Genomic DNA, 25,417 nt, shown 5'->3' with positions numbered 1-25,417 from the left:
CCACGGTCCTCGGTGGCCCATCGGATAGGGATTCGATCGCGTGCACGATCGAATCACGTGCCAGGGGGTGACTGAACAGCGGAATCGCGCGTATGGTCGGAGCCGCCCGTAGCCGAGGAGGCCCTCATGTCCGTCGACCGCACCCGCCTGAAGGTACTGCTCGCGCGGGAGACCGCCGAGGCCGCCGCCCGCAACCCCAGGTCGCGCGCCGCGTACGAGGCGGCCGACCACCTCTTCGGCCGGGTGCCGATGACCTGGATGAACAAGAACGCGGGCGCCTTCCCCCGCTACCTGGCCGGTGCGCGCGGCGCCCGCGTGACCGACATCGACGGCCACGAGTACGTGGACTTCTGCCTCGGCGACACCGGCGCCATGGCCGGGCACTCCCCGGAACCCGTGGCGGAGGCGATCGAACGCCGCTACCGCGAGCAGGGCGGTGCCACCGCGATGCTCCCCACCGAGGACGCCGAGTGGGTCGGCGCCGAACTGGCCCGCCGCTTCGGGCTGCCCCGCTGGTCGTACTCGCTGACCGCGACCGACGCCAACCGGTGGGCGATCCGGCTCGCCCGCGCCGTCACCGGGCGGCAGAAGATCCTCTTCAACAGCTACTGCTACCACGGCAGCGTCGACGAGTCCCTGATCGTCACCGGCCCCGGCGGCCGCGGCGGGGCGAGCCGCCCGGGCAACGTCGGAGCGCCCTGCGACGTCACGCTGACCAGCCGCGTCGCGGAGTTCAACGACCTGGAGGGACTGGAGCGGGAGCTCGCGCACGGGGACGTGGCCGCCGTCCTGATGGAGCCCGCCCTCACCAACATCGGGATCGTGCTGCCCGAGCCCGGCTATCTGGAGGGTGTCCGCGAGATCACCCGCCGGCACGGCGTCCTGCTGATCAACGACGAGACCCACACCTTCTCCGCCGGGCCCGGCGGCGCCACCGCCGCGTGGTCCCTGGAACCCGACGTCCTCACCATCGGCAAGGCCATCGCCGGCGGTGTGCCGGCCGGTGCCTACGGACTGTCCGCCGACCTCGCCGACCGCCTCCTGTCCCGGGGCGACCTGGACCTGGTCGACATGGGCGGCGTCGGCGGCACCCTGGCGGGCAACGCCCTGTCCGTCGCCGCCATGCGCGCCACCCTCGAACACGTCCTCACCGACGACGCGTTCACCGCCATGTCCGCCCTCGCCGCCCGCTTCGAGCGGGGCGTCGCCGACGCCGTCGCCGCCCACGGCCTGCCCTGGTCCGTCAGCCGCCTCGGCGCCCGCACGGAGTACCGCTTCGCCTCACCCGCGCCGCGCGACGGCAGCGAGTCGGCGGCCGTCTCCGACCCCGAACTGGAGGACTTCCTGCACCTGTGGCTGGCCAACCGGGGCATCCTCATGACGCCGTTCCACAACATGGCACTGATGTGCCCGGCCACCACCGAGGCCGACGTCGACACCCACACCGCCCTCTTCGCCGCGGCCCTGGCCGAACTGGCAGGCTGAGCAACGTGGACGACATCGACCGCGCCATCCTCCGCGAGCTCCAGACCGACGGCCGCATCCCGTACGCGGACCTCGGCCCCAAGGTCGGGCTCTCCCCGTCCGCCGCCCGCCAGCGCCTGCAGAGGCTGATCGACGGCAAGGTCGTGCAGGTGGTGGGCGTCACCGACCCCATGGCCATGGGCGGTCAGGCGATGGCGCTGCTCGGGGTCCGGGTGGACGGCGACCCGCGTGCGGTCGCGGACACGCTCGCCGCCCGGGACGAGGTCGTCTACGCGGTCCTCACCGCCGGGCCCTACGCCCTCTTCGCCGAGGTCGTCTGCCCGGGTCCGTCCGACCTGCTGGACTTCGTCAACGACGTCGTCAGGGCCGCCGAGGGAGTCGCGGGCGTGGACACCTTCCCGTACTTCGGCATCCACACCCACCGCTTCCTGTGGGACGTGGGCTGAGCGGGGACGTGCGCCGGACCCGCCCGGTCAGCCCTTCGGCACGACGCGCAGGGCGCGGTACTCGTACCCGTCCTGCGCGAAGCCCGGCGCCTCCCACTCCAGGGCCACCGACTGGCCGGCGGACAGCGTGCGGAAGCCGTTCATCTCGATGTCGCTGTAGTGGGCGAAGCATCCACCGGGCGTCTCCGGGCAGTCCAGCACGCCCCAGCCCTCTTCCTCGTACCACTCGCGTACGGTCGCATGCGCCATGCCCGCAGCCTAAGCGCGTCCGCGCCGCGCGGCGCGTCCACGACGGTCGACGGAGGTCACCAGCCCTGCCGGCCGTCCCACGGTGCGGCGTCCGCCGGAGGGTGGGCCTCCGGCAGGTAGGACCCGTGCAGATGAGGGACATCCACGTCACGGGAGGTCCGGGCCTCCTCGATCCAGGAGTCGGCCAGCGGCGTGGGCGATCCCGCCGTCCCGGCCGGCGCCTGCGGACCTGGTCCCGGCGCCGGGACGGACAGACTGCCGTAGCGCTCCATCCGCTGCCAGCGCAACCGTGACCCGGCGAGGGCGGTGGCCACCGACTGGATCACCACGAGGTACATCAGCTGCCGGTAGACGAACTGCTGCAGGGGCAGGCTCCACAGAGGGCCCGCCCGCTCGCCGTCCAGCCGGAAGGCGTACAGGCCCATCACGGCCTGCAGCGCCAGGAACCCCAGCCACAGCCCGATGATGCGGACGGGGTCGAGGAAGACCAGCCCGTACACGGCGAAGACGTCGACCACCGGGGCCAGCAGCGGCAGCAGGACCTGGAAGAGCATCAGGTACAGCAGGCCGCGGCGGCCGAGCTTGCCGGCCGCACCGGACTGCAGGAGCGCGCCGCGGTGCTTCCACATCGCCTGCAGCGTGCCGTAGCACCAGCGGTACCGCTGGCGCCACAACGCCCCCAGCGAGGCCGGGGCCTCGGTCCAGGCGATCGCGTCCTCCTGGTACACCACCCGCCAGCCGGCACGGCAGAGTGACATGGTCAGGTCGGTGTCCTCGGCGAGCGTGTCGTCGCTCACCCCGCCGGCCCTCACCAGTGCGTCGCGACGGAACGCGCCCACGGCGCCGGGGACGGTGGGCATGCACTCCGCGAGGTCGAACAGGCGGCGGTCGAGGTTGAAACCCACCACGTACTCGATGTGCTGCCAGCGGCCCAGCAGGCCCCGGCGGTTGATGACCTTGGCGTTGCCGGACACCGCGCCGATACCCGGATCGGCGAAGGGCTGCACGAGTCTGCGCACCGCGTCGGGTTCGAAGACCGTGTCGCCGTCGACCATTACGAGCAGGTCGTACGAGGCCGCGGCGATCCCGGTGTTGAGCGCCGCGGGCTTGCCCGCATTGGTCTGCCGGATGACACGCACGGACGGCAGCCGCAGCGACTCGACGAGGTCGGCCGTGCCGTCGGTGGAGCCGTCGTCGACGACGACGACCTCGACAGGGTGGTCGGAGGCCAGGAGCGAACGGACCGCCGCCTCGATACCGGCGCTCTCGTTGTACGCGGGCACGATGACGGAGACCGGAGCCGTCACCGGCGGCCCCCACGGGATCCCGCGCCTGCGGACGTGCCGTCGTGCCGCGACCATGACGGCTGCGGCGCGCAGCAGGGCGAGTGCGCCTGCCGCGTACAGCAGCCAGCCGAGGATCCGCAGGGCCCACTCGCTTGCGGTGAGTGCGCCGATGAGCCCCAGACCCAGCCAGTGGTCACCGGTTGCGGCGGGCCGGGTGGACTGCGTCAGCCGTACCGCTCCGCTCACCGTGGTGACGGAGAAGCCCCGGTCGGCGAGCGTCGAGAGCAGCGGGTCCAGGGCCTCCAGCGTCTGCGAGCGGTCTCCGCCGCCGTCGTGCATCAGGAGGATCTGCCCGGCCGTGCCGCGCGGGACCGAGTCGGCGACGATCCGGTCCGCACCCGGCCGCCGCCAGTCACCGCTGTCGAGCGTGCTGAGCACGGTCAGGTAGCCATCCCCGGCGGCCGCCCGGATCGCGGACCAGTCCTGGTTCGTCACCGCCGCGTTCCCGGACGAGTACGGCGGGCGCAGCAGCGAGCTGGTCGTCCCGGTGGCACCCGCCAGTGCCAGTTGGGTCTCGCGCAGTTCGAGCGAGCGCTGCCACTCCGGGAGCGTGCCCAGATCGGTGTGGGTGAAGGTGTGGACGCCGATCTCGTGCCCCTCGGCGAGGATGCGCCGCACCAGTTCCGGATGGGCGGCGACCTGGGTGCCGACCACGAAGAACGTGGCGTGCACGTGATGGCGGCGCAGAACGTCGAGGATCTTCGGCGTCCACTCCGGGTCCGGCCCGTCATCGAAAGTGAGGGCGACGGTGCGCGCCCTGGGACCGGCGGTACGGACGGCGTCCTGGGAGCCGTCGACGACCGGGCCGCCGCGGGTCACGGTGGACGGCACCTGATCGGAGGCACCGAGCGGCGTGGCGGCGTCGTCGCCGATCCCGGACATGTGGTGGGTGTAGCCCTGGATGACCAGTGCCGCGCTCAACGTCAGGACCAGCGTTGTCAGCAGGAGCCAGTGCGTACGCAGCGGCACGTTGCGCACGATGCCGCGGTGGCCGCGTCTGCGGGGGCGGCGGGTCTGGGCACGGCTCATCGGGGTCGCTCTCCTCGGCGGTGGGACACGGCCGTCCCTAGTCGCGGGCGCGACCGGTGCCGTGGGCGGGGGCGGGGTGGGATGCCGTACTCCTGCCCCGGACCACGGCGGATGCCGGGGTCGTCTTCGCGGTCCCCGGCACGGTGCTCGCGGCCGGGCCCGGTCCGGTGGTGGTCCGGGCCGCGGCCGTCGGCCCGGGGGCGGATCCAGGTGTCCGGGAGGCCTGGCCGGGCAGACCCTCCGGTGTCCCGGACGGTGCCGACGCCGGACGGGGCGTGCCGCCTCCGCCGGGCTGCGGTGCCCCGGACTCCGGACCGCCGGAGTGGCGCTCGGCGGACTCCGGCAACGGAAGGTACGGCGAAGAGGCCCCGGGCCCACCCAGCACGGCGCTCACCAAAAGGGCCACGTATGCGACCGCGGGCACGGCGAGCAGCAGCCCGAGCCTGCGGACGCGCCGCTGACGGCGCCCGGAGGCGTCCACGAAGACGGGACCGGCGACGGCATGGCGGGCGCGCGCGACGGGGCGCTCTTGCTGCGGCCGGGTCGTTTCGGGGCCAGGGGTTCGGTGCACGGCGGCGCACCCTACAAGCGACCCCGCCTCCTTGGCGACCGGCACCATATTCCGCTCAAGAGCGGCATGTGGTGGCTTCCTGGGCTTTGATCTCTTCGTCGTAGTTGTTCCTGAGCCCCGGTGCCGGGGGTGTAACGCTTTCACGGCCCGCCGCGCCCCACTCAGTAGCCACACGCGTCACACGCGGACGGGGACGACGAGCGAAGGGGCACGATGAAGCAGGACGTGAGAAATCCACCGGCGACGGTTCTGGGTCCTCGTCTCGCCGCGGATGTCGTGTCCATGGCCAGGGAGGGCTCCCGTGTCAGGCTCGACTACTCCTCGGCCAGCCTCGGCCTGGTCGACCGCGTCATCGAGGCGATCCGCGGCGAGCAACCGCCCATCGAGGCCGTCGCCCCCATGCTCCGCGGGTTCGGCGCCTACGCGGGAGAGGTGCTGGTCCGCACCGCCGGAGCGGCCTGGGTGGACTTCGACGAGGAGCAGCGCGATACATTCGGCCAGCCGTTCGGTATCCGGACGCCCGACGGAAGGGTGTGGAACCCGCTGGGCAAGGCGGTCAAGCGGTACGAGAACGGTCCGGCGGACAGCCTGCGCCTCTTCTGCCTCTCGGTGGTGGGCCGGGCCGAGGTGTGACGCCCGCCGCACCGCGGCGCGGCGGCCGGCGGCACGGGCCCGACGACACGAAGAGGACGCAGTGGGCAAGGCGGAGGTCCGCCGGCGCGACCGGATGGGCGAGGACGAACTGGGCGACGCGGTCCAGCGGGCCCGTACCGGGGACGAGTCCGCGTTCGGCGTCCTGTACCGGGAGGTCCATCCGATGCTGCTGGGCTACCTGCACGGCCTGGTGGGCAATGACGCCGAGGACGTGGCCTCCGAGACCTGGCACGACGTCGTACGGGACCTGCGCGGCTTCCGCGGCGGCGGCCAGGCCTTCCGGGGCTGGGCGGCCACCATCGCCCGGCACCGCGCGCTGGACCACCTGCGCCGCATCAAGGCCCGGCCGCGCACCGCGCCCCTGGAGGAGCGCACCGCCGAGCCCGCGACGCCGGAGGACGCCGGGGGCAGCGCCCTGGAGAACCTGTCCACGCGGCGCGCGCTCGAACTGATCGCGGGTCTGCCGCAGGACCAGGCCGAGGCCGTCCTGCTGCGGGTCGTGGTCGGGCTCGACGCCCCCGCCGCGGCCAAGGTCCTCGGCAAGCGCCCGGGCGCGGTGCGGACCGCCGCCCACCGGGGCCTGAAACGCCTCGCCGAGCGCCTCGACGGCGCCATGGAGAAGTGACGGACTGACGGATGAAGGACAGCCGAGCACACGACGACCGGATGGACGCGTCCCTGGCCGAACGCCTCCTCGACGCGGACCCCACCGCGGCCGGCGACGGCCGGACGGACGCCCTCGCACGCCTCCTCGCGGTCGCCGCGGCACCCCTGCCGGGCGACCCCGAGCGCGAGCGCGCCGCGCTGGCGGCATTCCGGGAGGCCCGGGTCGCCGCGAGCGGCGGCCACGGCCGCGGACGGGCCCGCGGCGTCCGGTCCGCCCGGCGCACCAGGGCGGCGCTCGGCGGACTCGTCGCGGTCTTCGCCCTCGGCGGCGTGGCCGTGGCGGCGCAGTCGGGTTCGCTCCCCGGCCCCTTCCACTCGGGCACGGCCGGATCCCGGCCTGTGTCGCCCGCCCCCTCGTCCTCCGCGCCCGCGGGGTCGGGCGGCGGTACGCGCAGCGCCTCCCCACGGGGCCCGCAGGGCACCACCGCCACGCCCGCGGCCCCGGCAGTCACCTCACGCGGCCCGCACGCCTCCGTGCCCCCGTTCGCCGCGCCCACGGACGCCGGGCTGAAGGGGCTGTGCCAGACGTACGTCAAGGCCGCCGAGCACCACAAGAGCGTCAACGCCTCCACCCTGGCCCGGCTCGAACGAGCCGCCGCCGGTGCCGCCGCCGTGCCCGCCTACTGCGCCCGGCTCACCGGCGCCCCCGAGGTCACGGCGCCGCCGGCCCGCCCGGAGACCCCGGAGGGCGGCCGCCACCGCTGACCGGACGGGTCCGACGGGCCCTCAGCTCCACATCGAGCGGAAGCCGTTGACCAGGTTGACCACCGTCCCCAGCACCAGGAACCAGCCGAAGCAGAGGTAGACCCGCCCCACGGTCCGGTTGCCCTGTGCCCGCGAGGACGCCGGGATCGGCGCCGGCGCCGACTCCATCCGCACCGGCTCGTCGGGCGCGAGCAGTCCCCGGGCCGCGCGGCGCCACACGCGGCCCGCCCGTATGAGCACGACCGCCACCAGGCAGCAGAACGCCGCCGTCTGGAAGTAGGTAACAGGTGATGCCAATTGCGCCGAGGCGTAGCTCTGCATGAACGCGTGACCTTCCAGGATTCCGGACGCGCCGGACCGCACACCGGCCTGCCCGTGCCGGCGGGCGAAGCGGTCGAGGACGGCCCGGCCGGCGATCTCGGCAGAGAGCCGTACGCGGTCATCTTGTGATGATCCGCAACGCAGGTCAACACCTCGAGCCCGCGGGGAGGCCGGTGGCCCGCACGGCGAAGCGGTACGTGGTGAATTGCCCTATTCGCGCGGCCCCCTGAGGGCTCCTCGGAGGGTCGTAGCAGAGGCTCTTCAGAGACACCCGACGCAGTACAGCGTGGTGCCCGCCGCCCGTGCCCGCCGGGCCAGGCCGACGAACACCCGCGCGCATTCCTGGGCCTCCCGGCGGTCCTTGAAACGCACCTCCTCGATGCCCTCCCAGCACGCGGCGATCCCCGGCAGCTCCTCGTCGTCGACGGCCGCGAGAGTGTCCCGCCAGGACACCGGTATCTCCTCGATCAGCAGCCCCGACTCCTCGTGCCACTCGGCCGCGTCGGGCCAGTCCACGTCGGGCCAGACCACGTCCGGCCCGTCGTCCCCGACCTGGAACCCGACTCCCCGCGCGTAGGCGACCAACTGCCCGAGCACGACGTCCGGATCGAGGCCCTTCAGTTCCACCCGGTCGGCCCCGACCTCCTCCAGCCTCGACCAGGGATGTTCGCGCCGGTCCGGCCCGACCGCCCAGTCCGTCGCCGTGTCGCGGTCGGTGGTGTGGAAGTAGTTGTAGCGCACGCCCATCGGGCAGCCCCCCGCCGTGTCGGCCATGTCCTCGTGCCACCACGACCAGTGGAGCAGACGCCACTGACAACCGGCCCGTTCGCCGACTCCTGGGAGGAGACGGCGGTCGACCGCACTCGTGCGGGACGCCGCGGCCCCCGCGGCCCCGCTTCCCGGCCGGCAGTGCGCCGTCTCAGCCGGAGGCCTTGGCGATGATGCCCTCGACCTCGTCCCGCCCGAACGCCCGCATGGTCGTGCTGCGGATGTTGCCGACCGCGCCGAGCCGCAGAAGTGCCGCGGCGGCGGTCTCGTCGTCGGGGGCCTCGACGACCGCGACGAGGTCGTAGGGTCCGACGGTCCAGTAGATGTCCACCAGCCTCCCCCCGACATCCCGCAGCGCGGTACCGAACGCGTCGGCCCGCTTCGCCGTGTCGGCGTACGCGCGGATCCCCTGGTCGGTCCAGGTCAGCAGCGTGATGTAGAGCGGCACGATCTCTCACCTCGACAAAGAGAGGAGGGCCCACTCACAGCGTATGTGCGCCCATGACGGGTCGCATCCGGCGCGGTGCGCCGGCCCGATCCCGGGGCGTCGGCCCGATCCCGGGGCGTCGAGTCGCGACCGGCTCCCCTCTTGGCCTTCATCCGAGAGCGCGAGCGCTGGTCAGGTGGTCGAGGTCGGGGTCCGGGGCGCCGCAGCGCAGGATCCTGCCCACGGCAGCCCACTTGTCGGCGGGTACGGGGTGGCAGAGGAGCGTCCACAGGTCGTCCGGATCCGGCTCGATCAGTGCGCGAAGCCGGAGGAACTGCTCGCGGCTGATGGGTGATTCGCTGACGAGGAAGCCGTCGATCTTGCTGTAACCCTCAAGGCCCAGACGCAACGGGGTTCTTCTGTCGACACGTGGCCGATCGTAGGGGCCGCCGCCGCCCCGGGTTCCGTTGACTTGTCGCAACCCTTGTCGCATCATGTTGCGACAAGCCTTGAGACATAAGGGGGCGCCGTGCCGAAGGGAGGGTTGCCGGATGCCTGAGCAGTCGGTGCGTCCGACGGACATCGAGCAGGCCGGCGTGTGGCTGGCCGGGCACGGCCTGGCCGATGTCCGGCCGACACCGTTGCTGGCCACGCGTCTGGCGATCCGGCGACGTACCCGTCTGGCCGGTCAAATCCTGCTGGCCGCGTTCATCATCGCGGTCGCCCTCGTCTACACCGGCGCCCGCACCGCCGACGCGGCGACAGACGGCACCGGGTCGTACCGGTCCTGGTCGCTGCTGGTCCTGACGGCGGTGGTGGTGGCACTGGTGCTGGCCCAGTCGCTGCTGGACCGGCGGGTGCGGCAGGCCGACCGGCGGGCCGCAGCGATGTTGCCGCGACGGGCGGCCCACCCGGTCCGGCTCGGCTGGCGCACCGTGCTCGGGCGGCCGCGTGCCGCGTTCGCCGCCGCCACGTTCGCGGGCGCGATGCTGATGGCGCTCGGCGCCCTGACCACGCAGGACTCCACCGCGCGCTGGGCGGCACTCCTCCTGCTCATCGGGCTGGGCGGGGTCGCGGTCGGCATGGTCGTCCAGCTGCGCCACGTTCTGACGCACCCGGTCGTGGCCGACGACGAGGCCTCGCTGACCGCCGACGTCATCATGCGGGTCGAGGACGCCCGCGAGGTCGCCACGCCCACCGTGGTGTGGTCGCTGCCGGTCGTGTCGGTCTTCGAGACCGCCCTCGGCTGGTGGAACGTCGCGTGGCTCGTCTTCATCGTCCTGAGCGCGGTCGCGTTCGCCCTGATCACCGCGCGGACCGCGCAGAGCGGCACGGTGGCCAGGCACGCCACGGGGCGCCCGGTGAACCGATGATCGTCATCGACTCGGCCTCGCCCGTGCCGCCGTTCGAGCAGCTCCGTGCCCAGCTCGCCCGGCAGATCCAGGACCGCACGCTGGCCGTGGGCACCCAACTGCCGACCATCCGCCGCCTGGCCGCGGACCTCGGCCTGGCCGTCAACACCGTCGGTCGTGCCTACCGGGCGCTGGAGGAAGCGGGGCTGATCGAGACCCGCGGACGGGCCGGCTCGTTCGTCACCGCGGCCGGTGAGGAAGGACGTGAACGGGCACGCCGCGCCGCGGCCGAGTACGCCGCCGTCGTCGCCGGCCTGGGCATCGACGCCAACGAGGCCGTCCGCATCGTCCAAGCGGCGCTGTCCAACGGCGTCGCAGCGTCGCCATAGCCATGTGCGATCACGGTCGAGGGACCGCCCGCGGGCGAACCGGACCAGCACGTCCACCAGCGTGAAGCTCCCACTCGGGGGAGGCGGACCGCACGAAGATCCCCTCAGTCCGGCCGCCGGTAACCTGCCCGGATGAACGAACAGTTCGCCGAGATCTTGCAGGGCCTGATGGGCAATCGCCGCCTGACGCCCAGGGCTGTCAGCAGGGCGTCAGGGCGGGCCGAATCGACCATCCGTCAACTGCTCTCCGGCAAGGTCCTGCCGACAGTGGAGATGATCCAGGACATCAGTCCTGTGCTGGGAATGCCGGTGGCCGACCTGCGAGTTATCGCAGGGCTCCCCCACGAGCCGGCACGCGACCATTCCGCCCCCTACGCGGCTGCGACGGAGATCGGCCGGCTCGTTGCCGCCGCCAGCCGGCTCACCCCGGCGCAGGTGGCGAATCTGGTCGAGGTCGCCCGCAGCTACCCGGCGACGAAAGCTGATTGACACCCGTACGGACCACCACTGACGGATCACCGACGGCTGGGCCAGCGCGCAAGCGGAGGGCTCTGCCGGACTCCGGCCGCGGTATTCTCCGGCGATGTCGAATCAGCCGGTGACAGCGGGAGTCGGTCTCGCCAGGGTGATGGCGCACTGCGGCGGCAGCCCGATCGGTGCCGTCGGGTTTCTGGTGCGGGCGATAGCCTCCGCGCCGGCGGCCCCGGAGCCGTACGCGGTCCTGGGCGAGTTGTGGCGGGACCGGCGCCCGGAGCTGAGGGAAGGGCTCGAAGGGGCCGGGTCCTTGAGCGCCGTGCTGGCGCAGGCGTACTTCCAGTTCCTCGACGGGGACATGGACAACGCGGTGATGACCCTCGGTTCGGTCACGGGCGTGCGGCCCGACGTGGCATGGGGCGCGGCACCCTGGTTCGGCGACGAGCGCTTTCTCGGCTCGGTAAGTGCCGAGGCGCTGGCCGAGGCGTGTCTGCGGACGCTGGACTACGGCCACGACCTGGACACCGACGAGATGCGGGAGCGGTTCGAGCCCTGGTTCCACGCCGTCGACGTGGTGTCCGAACGCAGTCCCGTACCGGAGTCGCTGGCCGCCATGGCCCGGCTGCCCCGGGCCTGCGGTCGCCACGAGCTGTCCTTCGCGCTGTGCGACCGCGCCGACGCCGTCGAACGGGTCATGTGGACCGCGGTCGCACGAGCGGCCACATGGCGCGTGACGGGCGACCTGGACCGGGCCGCGGCCGCCTTCGAGGACGCCCTGGCCCTGGACCCCGCCAACTGGTCCGTCCACCTGGACCTGGCCGACCTGCGTGCCGAGCAGGGCGACTTCGCCGCGGCCGTGAGCCTCGTCGAGCGAGGCCTGGACCACGAACCGCACGAAGTCTCCCTGCGCGCGGCGGGCGCCGCCTATCGCACGCGCCTGTCCGGCTCGTCCGACGCCCTGCGGGCCCTGATCGCCCTGGCGCCGCAACTCGCGAACACCGGCTACCGGAACCTGCTGATCGACTACGCGTGCGCAGGACCGGGCCTGCCCCGGACCCTCCTGGCCGAAGCCGATCGCGTCCGCAGGAACTGAACGACCTGTCCGGCTGATCCGCGAGGCGCCGGACGACGTGGACCGGCCAGGCCTCTCAACCGGGCCTTTGCAGTGTGCCCCACCGTACGGACGGTCATCCCGTGCCGTCGGCGATCGTCAGCTTCCGGCTCGCCGCCGGCTCCGACAGCCGTCGCAGCCCCGTGTACCGACCACCGTCCGCGCGCGGACCCACGGCGGCGGGGCCGTCGGTGGGGACGCCGGCGAAGGGGTGGCCACTCGCGGCCATGCGACCGTCACATCTCCCGCGTCGGTGAGGTAGGCGACGGGACCGCCGAACCGGTCCACGGCCCAGAACCGCCCGCGCCGGTCGGCGGGGGCGCCCACCTGATCCTTCAACGGGCCCAGTACGGCGGTGCCCACGCGATCGGCGGGAACCGCGCCGGGGAGGTAGGTGATCTCCAGCTCGGCCGCCGCCTCGTTCTGGCTGACGAGGTAGCCGTCGGCCAGCTCCGCGTAGCCGGACGGCACCGGGATCACGTGTTTCGTGGTGCGGTCGTAGACGCCGGCTTTCCCGCCGGGGCCGCAGGACCAGTAGATCCACCGACCCACCACCTGGATCTCCTCGGGTACGCAAGGGGCGCCCACGGACACCGCGGAGCCGGCCGGCCTCCTCGACGGCAGGGACACCGCGGAGACGGTGCCCCTCTTGCCGCCCGCGCTCCACAGCTGGTCGCCCCACAGGGAGGCGGCGTGCCACCTGTCGGTGTGGCTCAGCTCCTTGGTTCCGTCGCGGACGTACTGGAACCGTGCGTCGGGGCGCTGAACGCTGTACCTGCCGGACGCCGAGAGCGTGGGTACCCAATGGCCCTCGGGAAACCGGACGACATCGCCTTCCCCGGTGCCGACCAGCCGCAGGCACTCCCCGGTGCACTGCCGGTTCTCCGCGCGTTCTCCGTCCGGCGGGTGCCACCCGAAGTCGCCGACGTTCCGCGGGGGCGTGGCCTTCAGCCTGCCTGCCGTGGTGAGCGACAGGGAAGAGCCGGAGAGATACGTGGTCGCCCGGGAGGCGGCACGCGGTAGGTGCAGTGTGCCGACCCGGAGTTGTCCCCGGTCGACCGCGACACCGCCGACGTCGTACAGCGTCTGCCGGGGCAGCGGTACGAGCAGGCCGACGGCCGGGGTCCCGTCGGCACCGAGCGTGATGCGCCGAACCGCCCAGTCGTCCGGGCCCGAACCGCCCGCGACGTAGACGGCGCCGTCCGCACCCCTGACGGGTTTGCCGTCGGACTTCGGCAGCAGGGTGCGGACCGCGCCGCCGGCGGCGGGCTGGGCCAGGATCGCGCCGTCGGCACCGGGGTAGACCGCCCAGTCGCCCAGCAATCGCAAATTCACCATGGAATCCACATCGAGGGGGATCCGGGGTCCGGCCGGACGGCCGCGGTCGACCAGGTAGTAGTGATCGGGGTAGGAGTAGTACAGAACCGTGGTGGCGCTGAGTGACACCAGCTGTATCGCGGCGGCGCCGTCGTCGGGCCCCACGGTCAGGCGGCCGGTCCCGAAGTCCAGGATCGCCTGGACGCCGTACGGGCCCCCGAAGCCGATGGCGGCTCCCCGGGAGTCCACCAGCGCGCTGGTGACGGTTCCCGGCAAGGTGTCCGGGACGCCGGACACCGGCCGGTCGACCGCCCGGCCACCGGCCGCGGGGATCTCCAGCAGGTGCAGCGACCACTTGCCGGCCGTCTTCCGGAGCGTCATCAGGCGATGCGCGTCGAACACCGTCGTGGCGGTGTCCCCGGCCGGCAGGTCGAACTGGACGGCCCTGCCGGTGTCGTAGTTCCGGATCCGGTGGGTTCGGGTGGTGCCGACGCGCTCCAGGCCGAAGCGACCGTCGACGCCCCACATGTCGTCGAGGTGGAGGGGCTCGGGCAGGCCGTTCACGTACGTGCCGTCCCGCCGCTCCCACGTGAACTGCGCCCCCCTGGCAGTCATGACGTCGACGGAGAGGAAGCCGGCATCGTCGGCGGTGATCGGGACCGCGGGCTTCGTCAGTGGCCCGGGCTGCCCCTTGAGGGTGACCGACGGCGTTCCCGCACCGTCCGCGACCGCGGATCCCGCTTCCGCCGACGGCGCCGGCCCCGCCCCGAGCACCAGGACCGCCGCGACCGAGGCCGCCCCCGCCCTGGTCCTCCGCCATCCTCGCCAACGTCTTTCCCACCCCATGCGCCCGCCCCGCCCCTGATCCGTGAACACGATGTGTGATCGTTGAACTCCGTGGACGACGTCCAGCCGCTGCTCCGATCTGTCCGACGCGCGAGACCGGCGGAACGGTGTACGGCGACGGGTCGGGCTTCCCGCCGGATCCGGCGGCGGTCAGTCGGCATCCGAGAGCCAGGTCCGTGCGTCCTCAAGTGCGGCTGCCGTGAGGGCGGGGGACAGTCCCGCGGATGCCCAGACCTCCAGTCGGTCATCCGGTGCTTCGAACGAGCGCGACACGGCAATCTCCAGATCGCCGTCCAGCTCCGCGTACTCCATGGTCCAGCAGTCATCGACGATGTTGGTGAATCGAGTGACAGCAAAGCGTCTTCCGGCGAGTGTCACGTCGCGCATGGCCCCTTCTTCTCCTTCCGGTATCGATCGGTTCATCTGGCGGTGAGCCGGCTTTCCCGCTCGGGCGGGCTCATGAGGTCTGACGATTCATTCCGGGGTGTGCGAAGATCCCGGCCATGACGTGCATCCGAAGGGGCCGTGCCGCGTAGAAGACCAGCTTCGCTTCGACCGCGGGTTCGCGGATGGGGAAGTCCCTGGATCCGCTATCGCGATGTCCAGGGTCTGTCGGGGGCGGCGAATGCCGCCATCCGCGTCCTCGAACGGGAGCGGTTGTCGCCGGGCATCGTGTCCGTGGCGCTGAGCGTGTGGTCTGTGCGCGTCCACGGCACCAAGCGCCGGTGGAGGCGTTGGGAGGCCGAGTTCACGTGCCTGTGCTGCGGCGAGGGCTGGGCCCGGGACAAGCTGCAAGAGGCCCTGCTTCTGCTTCCGCCGCGAGCCGCCACGGAACTCCGGGTGCAGGTCCGACGCTTGGACGCGGTCCTTCTCCGGCGAACGCACCACGAGCCCCTGGCGGACCCGGATGCGGCGTGGTGGCATCGCAGGTGCTGACCCGTCCGTACCCACTGACTGACCGGGCAGGTACCGCACCGCGGCCCGGGACGACGAGGCTTCGGCGCTTGTGCACTCGGTCGCGCGAGGGCCAACGGCGGCAAATCCCTTGCCGAGTACGTGGGCACAGGACGAACATCGCCGAATGACCGCAGAAGCGGAACGGTTGCTGGCGCGGGTCGTACAGACCTGTCACGGCTACCCGTCACAGTGGGACGCCTGGACTGTCGGCGGCCACTACCTGTACTTGCACTACCGCCACGGTCAGGGCAGCGTCGAGCGGCATCCCGGGCCTGACACCGACACCTGGACCGACGAATCCTGGAACGAAGGCCGCTCGGAGCTGCTGGCCCAGTGGGACGACGAAACGGACGACGGCATCATCAGCCTCTCCGACTTCCTGCGCGCCGCCGGACTCGAACTGGCACCGGGGGCGTCGATCGCCTCGTAAGTCCGCTCAGGTTCCCGGAGCACCTGCGGAAACCACGTGGCCCGCCGGTGAAGTGGGATCCCCGGCAGTCGACCTGATCCGAAGTCGTCCGTGGTCAGACGCGCCGCTTGGTGCACCTGTACGGCGACTGCGTGTACGTCCGCCGCTGTTCGCCGGCGTTGTCACGGACCTGGCTCAATCGGGCACACGGTGAATACGACGGAGCCGCCAGGCGTGCATCTCGCCGTAGAGCACGGATGCCGCAAGCAAGAAGATCACGGTCTCTATGCTCGCCGACCACGGTTCGGGCACCCACCAGTGACCTATGACCGCCATCCCCGCGCCGATCGGTATGGCGAGGAGGTAGCCGCGCAGACGGTCACGCAGCTGACGCCCATTGTGCCGTGGTTCAACCGCCATGATGGCCCCGTGTCATCGCGGGATGCTGTCTGATCACCGGCGTATGGTGCTCACTTTTGGCCGGGAGGTCAATGGCCCGGCAGCGACTGGATCGCGTGCCGGCCCGTTCCTCTTCTGGAAGTGATCGGGCTTCCGTCGTCGACCTGGGATCACCTCGGCGCCCGGCTCTCCGGGGTTGTCAGGGTTGGCCACCCCTGGGCGCTCTCGGGCGGCTCACAGACGGCCCCGGCCACGCGCCGGCGCCGCCTCCGGTGTGGACGACCACGTATACGGATGGCTGCTGCGCTGCGAAGACGATGACCTGCGTGTGTTCTCCGGTGGTCGCCCCCTCACCGGGCATGCCAGGGGGTGCACGTCAATCCGCCGCCTCGCCGCCAATCAGCACCCACTCCAGCAGTGCAAGCAGGTAGGGCAACGCCAGAGTGATGATCATCGCGGCAGCGAGCGCTATGACCACGAGGATCAGGCATCCGAATCCATGGGCGCCCCGGGATGCGTCGGCGATCGGGTCTTGGTCGGACATGGATCCTCCCCGCTGGAACTCTAGCGCGCGGGCGGTGCAGCGGCTTTGGGCGGGAGCAGCCACGGGGCGATGGAACGGGGCCCGCCCTGCGCCGCCGTCGCACGCAAGCCTGACCCCGGAAGCAACGCAGGCACCGCCCGTCCAACCAGGACGGGCGGCGCGACTACCGACGTATCCAGCAGTACAGGCCGTGTTCCTGCGCGACGGCTTGCCTCGCGAGGGCCGCCAACTGCTCGAGGAAATCGGCGAGGTGTGCTGTGTCGGGGGGTGTCGTGAAGCGGGTCGAGCGTGCCCAGCCGTGGGCAAGGTCGCCAAGAAACGCTTGGTCGATGGTCGCGAGTGCGTCACGGAAGGCATCGGTGAGCGACACGCTGACAACCTCACCGTCCCCCACCGTTGCGACCACGTGGCCGTGCCGGGAGTCGGACTTGATCACGCCTGCGGGTCGTCCTGTGATGACGAACTCGACAGCCAGCAGATCGACAGTGGGGTCAATGCCCTTCACCACGAGTCGGTCGTACCCGCTGCCGCCAGGGTCGCCGTCCACACGCAGGACCGCTCGGCCGGCATCGTGATCGTCGGCCGCGGTGTAGTAACCGAAAAGCGTTCCCATGCACCGGATCATGGCACTCTCCGGCAGGAGTTGGACCACGTCATGCCAGTCCAAAACCGTCGTGGCAGCGAGTGGTGATGGCGATCCTCGGCCGCAGCCAGAGGCGCGTCGACCGGTGACCGGCCACCCCGTGCCGTGAATGTGACGGAGACTCCGGGCTACGGCAGCCCGGGGTCTCCTCGATGAACGCGGCTCATTGCCTCGAGGCTGACGGCGCTTGGTGCCGCAGCAGTTCGTGAACAGCGCGGACGACATCGCTGGTGATCGCTTCCCACGGCGTCGACCAGTCTTCGTTCCAGTCGTCGAGTGCGATGGCGCACGAGACGATGGGCGCCAACTCAGACGGGTACCGGAGTTCACTGGCTGCTTCGGTCCAGATCATGTCAGCGCCGGTCGCGGGGTCGAGCGACCCGTCGGCGATCTGCTCGGCAAGCCAGTAAGCCAGTTCCCAACGAGCGGCAGTCGGATCCGCCGGTGGTTCGAAGACGAATCCGAGCTCTTCCATCACCTGATCGAACAGCTCGGACGCTTCGGGTTCCTCGCGCCGCCCGAGGCCGGCGAGCAGTGGCAGTGAGGGAGTTTCCACATCGGCCAGGAGGGCGTCGAGAGCCGCGGCGATGAGCTGATCAGAGCCCACGTGCCGTCCGAACGCACGCGACCGCGCGAGCATCCTCAGCTGCCGGACGGCTTCGTCTATGGTCACGTCTGCACCCCCTTGTCGACCAGGCCGGACCGGCATCGTGTCACGTCAGCAGCGCTCGGCCGCAAGTGGTTATGGGGCCCGACACGGCAGGCGGAGAGTTCATATCCAGAGGCGGCAGACCGGCGCGATGGCTGCCGTCGACCACCGCGGTTGATGTCGAAAGTGGATGTCAAAGGCCGGTTGGGTGATCTGTGGCGTGGCCGGCGGATTCCCCACCTTGGACGGAGCGGGCGGCGCCTCCCCTGCGAACCGCGATTCCCCCTGACTCCCACCCTGTTCTGGCACGAGAGTGGCACGGGCTCCGCGGTGGCGCCCCACTCGATACGACTCGGCGCTCTGTGCTTGGTCCCTATTCCTGGAAAGGATCTTCCAGGGCAGGAACGCACGGGGACAGCAACGGCTCCGTGTGCTCGGTCACCGTGCCGCGGACCAGCCTGAGTACGGTGACCTCATTTTCGCGCATGGGGTCTTCGTCGTCACGGATGTGCAGTAGACCGTAGGAACCTGGCGCCCGCTCGCCCACTTCGGTGAAGAGTCCGACGATGTCCTCGTCACGGTGGTTCGGATGGCCACCAAGGTGAAGGAATACCTCCCCGTTCATCCACCGCAGATCCAGGAGGTACGGGCTGTCGATTTCGCGGATGCGGGACTGGATACCCTCGATGATCTCCCGCAGACGATCGCTGTTGCACTCGTCATCGTCTGCGTCTGCGCTCTCTCGAACGCTGATCCAACCGTGGTACTCGAACATGACCGCAGCGTACTCACCAGGCGCGGGCTCTGGCGGATCAGTTCTTCTGGAGATGATTTGGTGCCGCCCCGACCTGCGCTTTCTTCGATGGCCCATCTTCTGACCTGCGGGTTGTCGGTCGACTGCGGTCGTCGTTTGTCACCGTTGGCCACCCGTTGACGGCCCGGCAACGGCCCGGGAGCTTGCGATGGTGACGCGTCTTCTGCAGCTGAGACAATCCCGAGGTGAGCTACCCCGCAACAGACGAGCTGTCGTCAGCAGAGCGCGCATTCATGATCAATGCGACGGAGATTGACATCCTGCCGGGCGTCCGGGGAGATCTGGATGAACCGTTAGCATCCGCCGGTCCCACCGAGCTTGCGGCAATCCTTCTGCCGTTGATCGACAAGGGGTGGATTGAAGTCTCCCGCTACATCCCCTGGACCACGGTTGACGGCACACCGGGAGTTCAGCCTGGACCATCCATCCCCCGGCACGACCTTCCTGCCTTGCTGGCCGATGTTGACAACTGGGAGTACCCGGATGACTTCGAGTGGTTGGGTCGCCTCACGCTCGTCCTTACCGAGGCCGGGCAGCAGATTCCCCGGTGACCTCCGCTCGCCCGGCGTCAAGGTTGGCGTAGCGGCTTTGGGCGGGAACTGCCACGGGGCGATGGAACGGGGCCCGTACGCTGGCCGATCGGGCTGGCTCCTCGCCTGCCCGCTAAAGCCCGATGTGGGCCCCGATTTTCGAGGCTCGCCCCATGGTGGCTGCGCAAAGCCGCGGAGCCGACCGCCCCAGCCACAGCCGGTTTCCCCCTCGGCAACCGTTCGCCGTCCGGCGGGCGGCCGGCGGCCGGGCCGGAACGGGGCGAAGACTGGAGCGTCGGGCCGAGGCGCCGGGCCGCGCGCCGCCGCGCTCTGCGCGGCGGGAGCGTCTTGATGAAGTAGAGAAAGTCTTACCGCACCGTCGTGTTCAGGCGCTGGTCACCATCCGAACTGTGGCTCGTCCAAGACCATGCTGCCGATGTGTGCGGCCAGCTCTTGTGCCCGGGGCAGGTCACCGAACTTGTCCACGTGGACGAAGACGGTGTGGTGCCCGGTCCACCGGCCCCACTGGGCGTGATCGCCATGGAACACGACTTGGACCCCGTCGTATTTCGCCGATCTGTAGAGGTCGGCCTCCGGTTCATCCGGCCACGAGCCGTGCCACTCGATGCTGGCCATGCCCTGGCCGAGAGCCGCCACGAAGTGCTCTTCCACGCTGCCTCTCGGAACGTCCACCATGACCTCCAGTGGCAGATGCGGTTCCAGTACGGCGTCATCCACTGTCGTAACGTCGAGGTCGAACGACTCCTCACCTGCTGGTCCGGTACGTCGTTCCGAGTACTCGAAGCTCGCCTCGGGCAAGACTGCAGCCATCTGCCGTACGTCTGCGATCGCCCGCAGCTCGGCGAAGAGTTCAACCTCGCTATCGCACTCTGTCAACAGCTCGCACAGGCGCTTGGCCTGCGCGTACGCCACGGTCGCGTCGGTGGTCTGGAGAACGGGGTATGCCTTGGAGTTACCCATGTATCGCACCGTGACATGCATTCACGAGCCTGCGCCATGGCATTTCGGTAGCTTCCGCTTAGGCAAGCCCGTGGACACTCGACGAGACGCTGACCTTCCTCGTCGCTGCGCGCAAGGACCCGCTCTACGCGGCCTTCGTGCTCGCCATCGCCATGGCTCTGCGCCGGGGCGAAATCGTCGGGCTCCGTTGGGCGGACGTCGACCTGGACAAGCGCGTCCTCTACGTCCGGCAGCAGACGCAGCGCCGACGCGGAGTGCTCTACGACGACGACCCCAAGGGCCGCCGCCGTCGAGCGGTTCCGATGCCCGCGCTGTGCATCGCGCCGCTGCGCCGGCACTGGATGCGGCAGGCCACCGCCCAGCAGCGTGCGGGAGAGAAGTGGCAAGGGTACGGCGGCCAAGTCTTCACCACCCGGACCGGTCGGCCGGTCGAGCCCCGCAACCTCTACCGCTCGTTCCCCGGGTCGCAGATAGCGCCCAACTCCGCGTCATCCGGCTGTACGACGCTCGGCACGGCTACGCCACGCTGCTGACCGCGGCCGGCGTGGCTCCCCGCGTGGTGATGGAGCTCCTCGGCCACAGCCAGATCAGCATCACCATGGACGTCTACACGCACGTCGTGCAGGACACGCAGCGGGAGGCCATCAGCCACATGGACCGGCTGCTGAGGAGGCGGATCGACCGTGGCCGACCGTCACCGTTGATGTCGGATATGGATGTCAAAGGCCACCTACCAAGATCGGTAGGTGGCCCTTTCCCTTGTGCCCCAGGCAGGATTCGAACCTGCGACACCCGCTTTAGGAGAGCGGTGCTCTATCCCCTGAGCTACTGAGGCGGAAGCGTGGGACAGCCTAGCGGATGCGGGTCAGGGGTGTGCCGGCGATTGCTCCGGGCCCCGGGGGTGTGGCGCCGCACGCGATGGAGGCGTCAGCCGCAGGGCGGGCCGTCGTCGAGGTCGGCCGCGGTGAGGGCGGCGGTGAGGCGGTCGACGCGGGTGCGCAGGTCGTTGATCTCCTCCAGGGCGAGGCCGGTGGCCGCGGAGATGCGGCGCGGGATCTGGAGGGCCTTCTCGTGCAGCGCCGTGCCGGCCTCGGTGAGGTGGACCGTGACGGAGCGCTCGTCGTCGGCGGAGCGCTCGCGGCGCACGAGTCCGGTGGCCTCCAGGCGCTTGAGGAGCGGGGAGAGGGTGCCGGAGTCGAGGCGCAGGTGCTCGCCGATCTTCTTGACCGGCAGGGCGCCGTGCTCCCAGAGCACGAGCATCACCAGGTACTGGGGGTAGGTGAGGCCGAGGTCCTTGAGCACGACGCGGTAGACGCCGCCGAAGGCGCGCGAGGCGGCGTGCAGGGAGAAGCAGATCTGGTTCTCGAGCCGGAGGTGGTCCCCGGCACGGGCGGGCGCGGTGGCGGTCATGGGTACAGGGTAGCTCTACCGTCCACGTTTTAGTTGTGCGCAACTGAGTTGTGTGCTCTACTTGTCGTCAACGAGATCGCAACCGATCGAAAGAGGACGTTCCATGGACCCGCTCTACACCGCCGTCGCCACCGCCAACGGCCGCGACGGGCGTGCCGTCAGCTCCGACGGTCAGCTCGACCTCGCGCTCGCCATGCCGCCGGCGCTCGGCGGCAACGGTCAGGGCACCAACCCCGAGCAGCTCTTCGCGGCCGGCTACGCCGCCTGCTTCGCCAGCGCCCTCGCCCTGGTCGGGCGGCAGGCCAAGGTCGACACCAGCGAGATCTCCGTGACCGCCGAGGTGACCATCGGCAAGGACGACACCAGCTTCGGCCTGGCGGTCGTGCTCCGCGCCGAGCTGCCGTCGGAGCTCGAGAACGAGGCGGGCCGCGCTCTGATCGAGCAGGCCCACCAGGTGTGCCCCTACTCCAAGGCGACCCGGGGCAACATCCCGGTCGAGCTCGTCGTGGAGTAAGCAGGGCAGGGAAGTGCGGGAGGGCCCCGGGCGCGCGGTAGCGTCCGGGGCCCTTTCCGTACGCGCGGGGCCGGTGCGCGCGGGGCCGGGTGCGGGAGGCCGGTGCGGGAGGCCGCCCAAGCGCTGCCGCACCCGCCCTCGTTGATTGTGACTCAGCTCACAAGCGGCATCGAAATATCCGGGGAACGGCTCCCCGTTTACACATACGTCGCACAAGCGGGGACTCGCTCCCCGGAACGAGCACAACGAGGGACAGAGAGGAGTGCCCGTCATGGCAGTGGCCGCCGCCGTGAAGCTTCGCGCGGACGCAACGCGCAACCGGGAGCGGATCATCGTCGCCGCCCGCGAGGCACTCCTCGAGCACGGTGTCGACGCTCCGCTCGACGAGATCGCCAAGCGGGCCGGCGTGGGCAACGCCACGGTCTACCGGCACTTCGCCGACCGCCAGGAGCTCGCGCTCCAGGTGGCCCTGTCGGTGATGGACCGGATCACCCGGCGGGCCGAGGAAGCACTGGCCCAGGAGCCGGACGCCTTCGACGCGCTGCGCCGCTTCGTGCACGAGGCGGCCGACGAGCGTGTGGGCGCGCTGTGTCCGATGCTCTCCACCGGATTCGGCAAGGGGGACCCGCGGCTCGAGGAGAGCCGCATACGCTTGGAGCACGCGATCGAGGAGCTGATGGCCGCCGGGCGGCGGTCCGGACGGCTCCGTACCGACATCGACGTCGGCGACGTGATGGTGGCCGTCAGCCAGCTGACGCGGCCGCTGCCCGGTAAGCACTGCGGCAGCATGGAGCGCTTCATCCGCCGTCATCTGCAGCTGTTCGTGGACGGCCTGGAGGCGCCGGCGCGCTCGGAACTCCCGGGTGACTCCGCCACTTTCGAGGATCTGCGGCAATGTCGCTGAGTTCCGTCTGCCGTACGGGCGCCCCCGCGTAATTCACTCGCCCACAACATTTCCGTTACGTACCGTAAGCCCTCTTCGTCTTCAATGTCGTCATCTCTTCGTACCGTTAGTGAGTCCACCCATGCCTGATCTGGCACACGCCCAGCGCTGGAAGGCGCTGGCCTTCATCGCGATAGCCCAGCTGATGGTCGTCCTCGACGGCACCATCGTGAACATCGCCCTTCCCTCCGCCCAGACCGACCTGGGCATCTCCGACGCCAACAAGCAGTGGGTCATCACGGCCTACGCGCTCGTCTTCGGTGGCCTGCTGCTCTTCGGCGGTCGCATCGCCGACCTGTGGGGCCGCCGCCGCACCTTCGTCACGGGCCTGATCGGCTTCGCGGCCGCCTCCGCGATCGGCGGCGCCGCGGCCAACGAGGGGGTGCTCTTCGGCGCCCGCGCGCTGCAGGGTGCCTTCGGCGCGCTGCTCGCGCCGGCCGCGCTGTCGCTCCTCGCGGTGATGTTCACCGAGGCCAAGGAGCGCGCCAAGGCGTTCGGCATCTACGGTGCCATCGCCGGTGGTGGCGGTGCCGTCGGTCTGATCCTCGGCGGTGTGCTCACCGAGTACCTGGACTGGCGCTGGACGTTCTTCGTCAACATCCCCTTCGCCGCCGTCGCCGCCTTCGGTGCCATGCGCTTCGTCCACGAGCCGGAAGGCAGCCGCAACAGCAGCGGCCTGGACATCCCCGGTGTCGTGCTCGCCACCGCGGGCCTGGTCTCCCTGGTCTACGGCTTCACCCGTGCCGAGACCCACGGCTGGAGCGAGGGCACCACGATCGGCCTGTTCGTGGCCTCGGTCGTGCTGCTCGTCGCGTTTGTGGTCGTCGAGGCCCGCGTGAAGGCCCCGCTGCTGCCGCTGCGCGTGGTGACCGACCGCAACCGCGGTGGCGTCTACCTCTCGCTGGGTCTGGCCATCATCGCGATGTTCGGCCTGTTCCTCTTCCTCACCTACTACCTGCAGGTCGTCCAGGGCTACTCCGCGCTGAAGACCGGCTTCGCCTTCCTCCCGATGATCGCGGGCATGATCACCGGCTCGACGCAGATCGGCGCGCGCCTGATGACCCGCGTCCGTCCGCGCCTGCTGATGGCCCCGGGCTTCCTGGTGGCGGGCCTGGGCATGCTGATCCTGACCCAGCTGTCGGTCGACAGCTCGTACGCGGGCCTGGTCCTGCCGGCGGAGATCCTGCTCGGCCTCGGCATGGGTACGGCCTTCATGCCGGCCATGAGCCTGGCCACGCACGGGGTCGAGCCGCGTGACGCGGGTGTCGCCTCGGCCATGGTCAACACCTCGCAGCAGGTCGGCGGTGCCATCGGTACGGCGCTGCTGAACACCATCGCGGCCAGCGCGACCACCTCGTGGGTCGCGGCGCACGCGGCCGAGGCCCGCACGCTCGGCAAGCAGGGCTTCGTCAACGCCGCGGCCGTGCACGGCTACTCCACCGCGATCTGGTGGGCGGTCGGCATCCTGGCCCTCTCCGCGATCATCGCCTTCACCTTCGTCAACACCACCGGTGGCGGCGGTGTGGTGGCGGCCTCCGGCAACAAGGACGCCGAGGGCGCCGAGGACGTCGCCGTCCCGGTGATCGCCCACTGACGGACACGTCGACGACGACGGCACGCCGGACGGCGAGCACGGCGAAGGGCCCCGCTTCATGGGAGGAAGCGGGGCCCTTCCCGTTGCGTTGCGGAGACTACCGGCCGAACTGCACGGACCGCTTGGCCAGGCCCATCCAGAAGCCGTCGATGACGCTGCGCTGGTCGCCGAGGTCGTCCTCGGCCGCGCCCATCGTGACGAAGAGCGGCGCGAAGTGCTCGGTCCGCGGGTGGGCGAGCCGCCCGGCGGGGGACTTGTGCTCGAAGTCCAGCAGCGCGTCCACGTCGTGCGCGTCCAGCGCGCGGTGCCCCCAGTCGTCGAACTCCGCCGACCAGCCGGGCACCCCGCCGGCGTGGCGCAGCGCGGCGAGGTTGTGGGTGAAGAAGCCGCTGCCGACGATCAGCACGCCTTCGTCGCGCAGCGGGGCGAGCCTGCGGCCGATGTCCATGAGCTTCTGCGGGTCGAGGGTGGGCATCGAGACCTGCAGCACGGGGATGCCGGCGTCCGGGTACATCTCCACGAGCGGGACGTACGCCCCGTGGTCCAGGCCCCGGTCCGGGATGTCCTGGACGGGGGTCCCCGCGGCGCGCAGCAGCTTGCGCACCGATTCGGCCAGCGCGGGCGCGCCCAGGGCCGCGTACTGCACCTCGTAGTAGTGGCGGGGGAAGCCCCAGAAGTCGTACACCAGCGGGACCGTGGTGGTGGCGCCGAGCGCGAGCGGGGCCTCCTCCCAGTGCGCGGAGATCATCAGGATCGCCGTGGGGCGCGGGAGCCCGGCGGACCAGGCGGCCAGTTCGCCGGGCCACACCGGGTCGTCGGCGAGCGGCGGGGCGCCGTGCGAGAGGTACAGGGCGGGCATGCGCATGGGGCCTCC

The 25,417-nt window shown here is 71.0% G+C and carries 30 protein-coding genes, 1 tRNA gene and 1 pseudogene; 15 read left to right on the top strand and 17 right to left on the bottom strand.

Translation table 11 applies throughout. From position 1 onward, the window contains the following. The first annotated feature begins 126 nt into the window (after positions 1–126). Both ACFW3D_RS08695 and ACFW3D_RS08690 read left to right on the top strand, forming a co-directional pair. A complete protein-coding gene (locus tag ACFW3D_RS08695; RefSeq protein ID WP_500502883.1) occupies positions 127–1,485 on the top strand; it encodes a transaminase in 1,359 nt (452 codons plus the stop codon). 5 nt (positions 1,486–1,490) lie between these two features. Beyond that, on the top strand, positions 1,491–1,931 hold the full coding sequence (locus ACFW3D_RS08690) for an Lrp/AsnC family transcriptional regulator (RefSeq protein ID WP_500502881.1): 441 nt from the start codon (positions 1,491–1,493) through the stop codon (positions 1,929–1,931). A gap of 27 nt (positions 1,932–1,958) precedes the next feature. On the opposite strand, the gene ACFW3D_RS08685 is transcribed toward ACFW3D_RS08690, so the two are convergent. Beyond that, on the bottom strand, positions 1,959–2,180 hold the full coding sequence (locus tag ACFW3D_RS08685; RefSeq protein ID WP_499600019.1) for a cold shock domain-containing protein: 222 nt from the start codon (positions 2,178–2,180) through the stop codon (positions 1,959–1,961). A 56-nt stretch (positions 2,181–2,236) separates the two neighbouring features. Continuing rightward, positions 2,237–4,555 (bottom strand): bifunctional polysaccharide deacetylase/glycosyltransferase family 2 protein, encoded by a 2,319-nt coding sequence (locus tag ACFW3D_RS08680; protein WP_500502879.1) that lies wholly within the window; start codon positions 4,553–4,555, stop codon positions 2,237–2,239. Positions 4,556–5,408: 853 nt separating this feature from the next. Here ACFW3D_RS08680 and ACFW3D_RS08675 point away from each other — a divergent pair. From ACFW3D_RS08675 to ACFW3D_RS08665, 3 genes are all read left to right on the top strand, one after another. Beyond that, on the top strand, positions 5,409–5,759 hold the full coding sequence (locus ACFW3D_RS08675; RefSeq protein ID WP_500502877.1) for a hypothetical protein: 351 nt from the start codon (positions 5,409–5,411) through the stop codon (positions 5,757–5,759). 61 nt (positions 5,760–5,820) lie between these two features. Then, positions 5,821–6,405 carry an RNA polymerase sigma factor gene (locus ACFW3D_RS08670; protein ID WP_500502875.1) on the top strand — a complete coding sequence of 195 codons (585 nt, stop codon included), beginning with the start codon at positions 5,821–5,823 and terminating at the stop codon, positions 6,403–6,405. Positions 6,406–6,416: 11 nt separating this feature from the next. After that, positions 6,417–7,151, top strand: a complete 735-nt coding sequence (locus tag ACFW3D_RS08665; protein WP_500502873.1) for a hypothetical protein — start codon at positions 6,417–6,419, stop codon at positions 7,149–7,151. A gap of 21 nt (positions 7,152–7,172) precedes the next feature. Here ACFW3D_RS08665 and ACFW3D_RS08660 read toward each other — a convergent pair whose 3' ends face one another. The 4 genes from ACFW3D_RS08660 to ACFW3D_RS08645 form a co-directional block, all read right to left on the bottom strand. Continuing rightward, positions 7,173–7,472, bottom strand: coding sequence for a hypothetical protein (locus ACFW3D_RS08660; RefSeq protein WP_500502871.1), 300 nt, complete (start codon positions 7,470–7,472; stop codon positions 7,173–7,175). Positions 7,473–7,733: 261 nt separating this feature from the next. Next, positions 7,734–8,246 (bottom strand): hypothetical protein, encoded by a 513-nt coding sequence (locus ACFW3D_RS08655; protein ID WP_500502869.1) that lies wholly within the window; start codon positions 8,244–8,246, stop codon positions 7,734–7,736. A 145-nt stretch (positions 8,247–8,391) separates the two neighbouring features. Beyond that, complete coding sequence (locus ACFW3D_RS08650) at positions 8,392–8,688, bottom strand: GYD domain-containing protein (protein WP_500502867.1); 297 nt, start codon at positions 8,686–8,688, stop codon at positions 8,392–8,394. 148 nt (positions 8,689–8,836) lie between these two features. After that, positions 8,837–9,076 (bottom strand): hypothetical protein, encoded by a 240-nt coding sequence (locus tag ACFW3D_RS08645; protein WP_500502865.1) that lies wholly within the window; start codon positions 9,074–9,076, stop codon positions 8,837–8,839. A gap of 142 nt (positions 9,077–9,218) precedes the next feature. Here ACFW3D_RS08645 and ACFW3D_RS08640 point away from each other — a divergent pair, with 142 nt between their 5' ends. The 4 genes from ACFW3D_RS08640 to ACFW3D_RS08625 all read left to right on the top strand — a co-directional run bounded on the left by ACFW3D_RS08640 (position 9,219) and on the right by ACFW3D_RS08625 (position 11,975). Then, a complete protein-coding gene (locus ACFW3D_RS08640) occupies positions 9,219–10,040 on the top strand; it encodes a hypothetical protein (protein WP_500502863.1) in 822 nt (273 codons plus the stop codon). Continuing rightward, on the top strand, positions 10,037–10,408 hold the full coding sequence (locus ACFW3D_RS08635; protein WP_500502861.1) for a GntR family transcriptional regulator: 372 nt from the start codon (positions 10,037–10,039) through the stop codon (positions 10,406–10,408). Before ACFW3D_RS08640 ends, ACFW3D_RS08635 begins: the two co-directional genes overlap by 4 nt. A gap of 132 nt (positions 10,409–10,540) precedes the next feature. Beyond that, complete coding sequence (locus ACFW3D_RS08630; RefSeq protein ID WP_500502859.1) at positions 10,541–10,897, top strand: helix-turn-helix domain-containing protein; 357 nt, start codon at positions 10,541–10,543, stop codon at positions 10,895–10,897. 94 nt (positions 10,898–10,991) lie between these two features. Beyond that, complete coding sequence (locus ACFW3D_RS08625) at positions 10,992–11,975, top strand: tetratricopeptide repeat protein (RefSeq protein ID WP_500502857.1); 984 nt, start codon at positions 10,992–10,994, stop codon at positions 11,973–11,975. A gap of 117 nt (positions 11,976–12,092) precedes the next feature. On the opposite strand, the gene ACFW3D_RS08620 is transcribed toward ACFW3D_RS08625, so the two are convergent. Both ACFW3D_RS08620 and ACFW3D_RS08615 read right to left on the bottom strand, forming a co-directional pair. Then, positions 12,093–13,925: a hypothetical protein gene (locus tag ACFW3D_RS08620; protein WP_500502855.1), complete on the bottom strand. Its 1,833-nt coding sequence runs from the start codon at positions 13,923–13,925 to the stop codon at positions 12,093–12,095. A gap of 381 nt (positions 13,926–14,306) precedes the next feature. After that, positions 14,307–14,543: a hypothetical protein gene (locus ACFW3D_RS08615; RefSeq protein WP_500502853.1), complete on the bottom strand. Its 237-nt coding sequence runs from the start codon at positions 14,541–14,543 to the stop codon at positions 14,307–14,309. Between the two features lie 694 nt (positions 14,544–15,237). Between ACFW3D_RS08615 and ACFW3D_RS08610 the strand changes: the two genes are divergently transcribed. Then, positions 15,238–15,543, top strand: a complete 306-nt coding sequence (locus tag ACFW3D_RS08610) for a hypothetical protein (RefSeq protein ID WP_500502852.1) — start codon at positions 15,238–15,240, stop codon at positions 15,541–15,543. A gap of 174 nt (positions 15,544–15,717) precedes the next feature. On the opposite strand, the gene ACFW3D_RS08605 is transcribed toward ACFW3D_RS08610, so the two are convergent. The 5 genes from ACFW3D_RS08605 to ACFW3D_RS08585 all read right to left on the bottom strand — a co-directional run bounded on the left by ACFW3D_RS08605 (position 15,718) and on the right by ACFW3D_RS08585 (position 18,532). Further along, complete coding sequence (locus tag ACFW3D_RS08605; RefSeq protein WP_500502851.1) at positions 15,718–15,942, bottom strand: hypothetical protein; 225 nt, start codon at positions 15,940–15,942, stop codon at positions 15,718–15,720. 355 nt (positions 15,943–16,297) lie between these two features. Next, positions 16,298–16,465, bottom strand: a complete 168-nt coding sequence (locus ACFW3D_RS08600; protein ID WP_500502850.1) for a hypothetical protein — start codon at positions 16,463–16,465, stop codon at positions 16,298–16,300. Positions 16,466–16,628: 163 nt separating this feature from the next. Beyond that, a complete protein-coding gene (locus tag ACFW3D_RS08595) occupies positions 16,629–17,078 on the bottom strand; it encodes a hypothetical protein (RefSeq protein ID WP_500502849.1) in 450 nt (149 codons plus the stop codon). 193 nt (positions 17,079–17,271) lie between these two features. After that, on the bottom strand, positions 17,272–17,781 hold the full coding sequence (locus tag ACFW3D_RS08590) for a hypothetical protein (protein ID WP_500502848.1): 510 nt from the start codon (positions 17,779–17,781) through the stop codon (positions 17,272–17,274). Positions 17,782–18,130: 349 nt separating this feature from the next. Further along, positions 18,131–18,532: an Imm7 family immunity protein gene (locus ACFW3D_RS08585; protein ID WP_500502846.1), complete on the bottom strand. Its 402-nt coding sequence runs from the start codon at positions 18,530–18,532 to the stop codon at positions 18,131–18,133. A 224-nt stretch (positions 18,533–18,756) separates the two neighbouring features. Here ACFW3D_RS08585 and ACFW3D_RS08580 point away from each other — a divergent pair, with 224 nt between their 5' ends. Then, a complete protein-coding gene (locus ACFW3D_RS08580) occupies positions 18,757–19,122 on the top strand; it encodes a hypothetical protein (RefSeq protein ID WP_500502844.1) in 366 nt (121 codons plus the stop codon). A 375-nt stretch (positions 19,123–19,497) separates the two neighbouring features. Here ACFW3D_RS08580 and ACFW3D_RS08575 read toward each other — a convergent pair whose 3' ends face one another. Continuing rightward, on the bottom strand, positions 19,498–20,082 hold the full coding sequence (locus ACFW3D_RS08575; protein ID WP_500502842.1) for a hypothetical protein: 585 nt from the start codon (positions 20,080–20,082) through the stop codon (positions 19,498–19,500). Between the two features lie 68 nt (positions 20,083–20,150). Between ACFW3D_RS08575 and ACFW3D_RS08570 the strand changes: the two are divergent. Then, positions 20,151–20,767, top strand: a pseudogene (locus tag ACFW3D_RS08570) (tyrosine-type recombinase/integrase); the annotation flags it as partial. Between the two features lie 77 nt (positions 20,768–20,844). On the opposite strand, the gene ACFW3D_RS08565 reads toward ACFW3D_RS08570, so the two are convergent. Then, a tRNA-Arg gene (locus tag ACFW3D_RS08565) sits at positions 20,845–20,917 on the bottom strand. 92 nt (positions 20,918–21,009) lie between these two features. Then, positions 21,010–21,492, bottom strand: a complete 483-nt coding sequence (locus tag ACFW3D_RS08560; RefSeq protein WP_500502841.1) for a MarR family winged helix-turn-helix transcriptional regulator — start codon at positions 21,490–21,492, stop codon at positions 21,010–21,012. A gap of 103 nt (positions 21,493–21,595) precedes the next feature. Between ACFW3D_RS08560 and ACFW3D_RS08555 the strand changes: the two genes are divergently transcribed. The 3 genes from ACFW3D_RS08555 (at position 21,596) to ACFW3D_RS08545 (ending at position 24,543) form a co-directional block, all read left to right on the top strand. Beyond that, positions 21,596–22,006, top strand: coding sequence for an organic hydroperoxide resistance protein (locus tag ACFW3D_RS08555; protein WP_018559912.1), 411 nt, complete (start codon positions 21,596–21,598; stop codon positions 22,004–22,006). 271 nt (positions 22,007–22,277) lie between these two features. After that, positions 22,278–22,910: a TetR/AcrR family transcriptional regulator gene (locus ACFW3D_RS08550; RefSeq protein WP_500502839.1), complete on the top strand. Its 633-nt coding sequence runs from the start codon at positions 22,278–22,280 to the stop codon at positions 22,908–22,910. A gap of 121 nt (positions 22,911–23,031) precedes the next feature. After that, entirely contained in the window at positions 23,032–24,543 is a 1,512-nt protein-coding gene (locus tag ACFW3D_RS08545; protein ID WP_500502837.1) for an MFS transporter, read from the top strand. A 97-nt stretch (positions 24,544–24,640) separates the two neighbouring features. On the opposite strand, the gene ACFW3D_RS08540 is transcribed toward ACFW3D_RS08545, so the two are convergent. Next, positions 24,641–25,408, bottom strand: coding sequence for a dioxygenase family protein (locus ACFW3D_RS08540; RefSeq protein WP_500502835.1), 768 nt, complete (start codon positions 25,406–25,408; stop codon positions 24,641–24,643). Between the last annotated feature and the right edge of the window lie 9 nt (positions 25,409–25,417).

The organism is Streptomyces sp. NPDC058864, from assembly GCF_042742985.1.
In the GTDB taxonomy this organism is placed as follows: Bacteria; Actinomycetota; Actinomycetes; order Streptomycetales; family Streptomycetaceae; genus Actinacidiphila.
The sequence above is the reverse complement of the archived record's forward strand: the minus strand, read 5'-3'. Positions and strand labels throughout refer to the sequence as shown.

Excerpts from the sequence above, each read along its gene's own strand:
- ACFW3D_RS08625 (WP_500502857.1), top strand. The coding sequence starts at position 10,992 with ATGTCGAATCAGCCGGTGACAGCGGGAGTCGGTCTCGCCAGGGTGATG.
- ACFW3D_RS08630 (WP_500502859.1), top strand. The coding sequence starts at position 10,541 with ATGAACGAACAGTTCGCCGAGATCTTGCAGGGCCTGATGGGCAATCGC.
- ACFW3D_RS08575 (WP_500502842.1), bottom strand. The coding sequence starts at position 20,082 with ATGGGTAACTCCAAGGCATACCCCGTTCTCCAGACCACCGACGCGACC.
- ACFW3D_RS08560 (WP_500502841.1), bottom strand. The coding sequence starts at position 21,492 with ATGACCGCCACCGCGCCCGCCCGTGCCGGGGACCACCTCCGGCTCGAG.
- ACFW3D_RS08660 (WP_500502871.1), bottom strand. The coding sequence starts at position 7,472 with ATGCAGAGCTACGCCTCGGCGCAATTGGCATCACCTGTTACCTACTTC.
- ACFW3D_RS08680 (WP_500502879.1), bottom strand. The coding sequence starts at position 4,555 with ATGAGCCGTGCCCAGACCCGCCGCCCCCGCAGACGCGGCCACCGCGGC.
- ACFW3D_RS08555 (WP_018559912.1), top strand. The coding sequence starts at position 21,596 with ATGGACCCGCTCTACACCGCCGTCGCCACCGCCAACGGCCGCGACGGG.
- ACFW3D_RS08695 (WP_500502883.1), top strand. The coding sequence starts at position 127 with ATGTCCGTCGACCGCACCCGCCTGAAGGTACTGCTCGCGCGGGAGACC.
- ACFW3D_RS08640 (WP_500502863.1), top strand. The coding sequence starts at position 9,219 with ATGCCTGAGCAGTCGGTGCGTCCGACGGACATCGAGCAGGCCGGCGTG.
- ACFW3D_RS08540 (WP_500502835.1), bottom strand. The coding sequence starts at position 25,408 with ATGCGCATGCCCGCCCTGTACCTCTCGCACGGCGCCCCGCCGCTCGCC.
- ACFW3D_RS08635 (WP_500502861.1), top strand. The coding sequence starts at position 10,037 with ATGATCGTCATCGACTCGGCCTCGCCCGTGCCGCCGTTCGAGCAGCTC.
- ACFW3D_RS08665 (WP_500502873.1), top strand. The coding sequence starts at position 6,417 with ATGAAGGACAGCCGAGCACACGACGACCGGATGGACGCGTCCCTGGCC.
- ACFW3D_RS08585 (WP_500502846.1), bottom strand. The coding sequence starts at position 18,532 with ATGTTCGAGTACCACGGTTGGATCAGCGTTCGAGAGAGCGCAGACGCA.
- ACFW3D_RS08685 (WP_499600019.1), bottom strand. The coding sequence starts at position 2,180 with ATGGCGCATGCGACCGTACGCGAGTGGTACGAGGAAGAGGGCTGGGGC.
- ACFW3D_RS08610 (WP_500502852.1), top strand. The coding sequence starts at position 15,238 with ATGACCGCAGAAGCGGAACGGTTGCTGGCGCGGGTCGTACAGACCTGT.
- ACFW3D_RS08605 (WP_500502851.1), bottom strand. The coding sequence starts at position 15,942 with ATGGCGGTTGAACCACGGCACAATGGGCGTCAGCTGCGTGACCGTCTG.
- ACFW3D_RS08545 (WP_500502837.1), top strand. The coding sequence starts at position 23,032 with ATGCCTGATCTGGCACACGCCCAGCGCTGGAAGGCGCTGGCCTTCATC.
- ACFW3D_RS08620 (WP_500502855.1), bottom strand. The coding sequence starts at position 13,925 with ATGACTGCCAGGGGGGCGCAGTTCACGTGGGAGCGGCGGGACGGCACG.
- ACFW3D_RS08600 (WP_500502850.1), bottom strand. The coding sequence starts at position 16,465 with ATGTCCGACCAAGACCCGATCGCCGACGCATCCCGGGGCGCCCATGGA.
- ACFW3D_RS08655 (WP_500502869.1), bottom strand. The coding sequence starts at position 8,246 with ATGGCCGACACGGCGGGGGGCTGCCCGATGGGCGTGCGCTACAACTAC.
- ACFW3D_RS08615 (WP_500502853.1), bottom strand. The coding sequence starts at position 14,543 with ATGCGCGACGTGACACTCGCCGGAAGACGCTTTGCTGTCACTCGATTC.
- ACFW3D_RS08550 (WP_500502839.1), top strand. The coding sequence starts at position 22,278 with ATGGCAGTGGCCGCCGCCGTGAAGCTTCGCGCGGACGCAACGCGCAAC.
- ACFW3D_RS08595 (WP_500502849.1), bottom strand. The coding sequence starts at position 17,078 with ATGGGAACGCTTTTCGGTTACTACACCGCGGCCGACGATCACGATGCC.
- ACFW3D_RS08675 (WP_500502877.1), top strand. The coding sequence starts at position 5,409 with ATGGCCAGGGAGGGCTCCCGTGTCAGGCTCGACTACTCCTCGGCCAGC.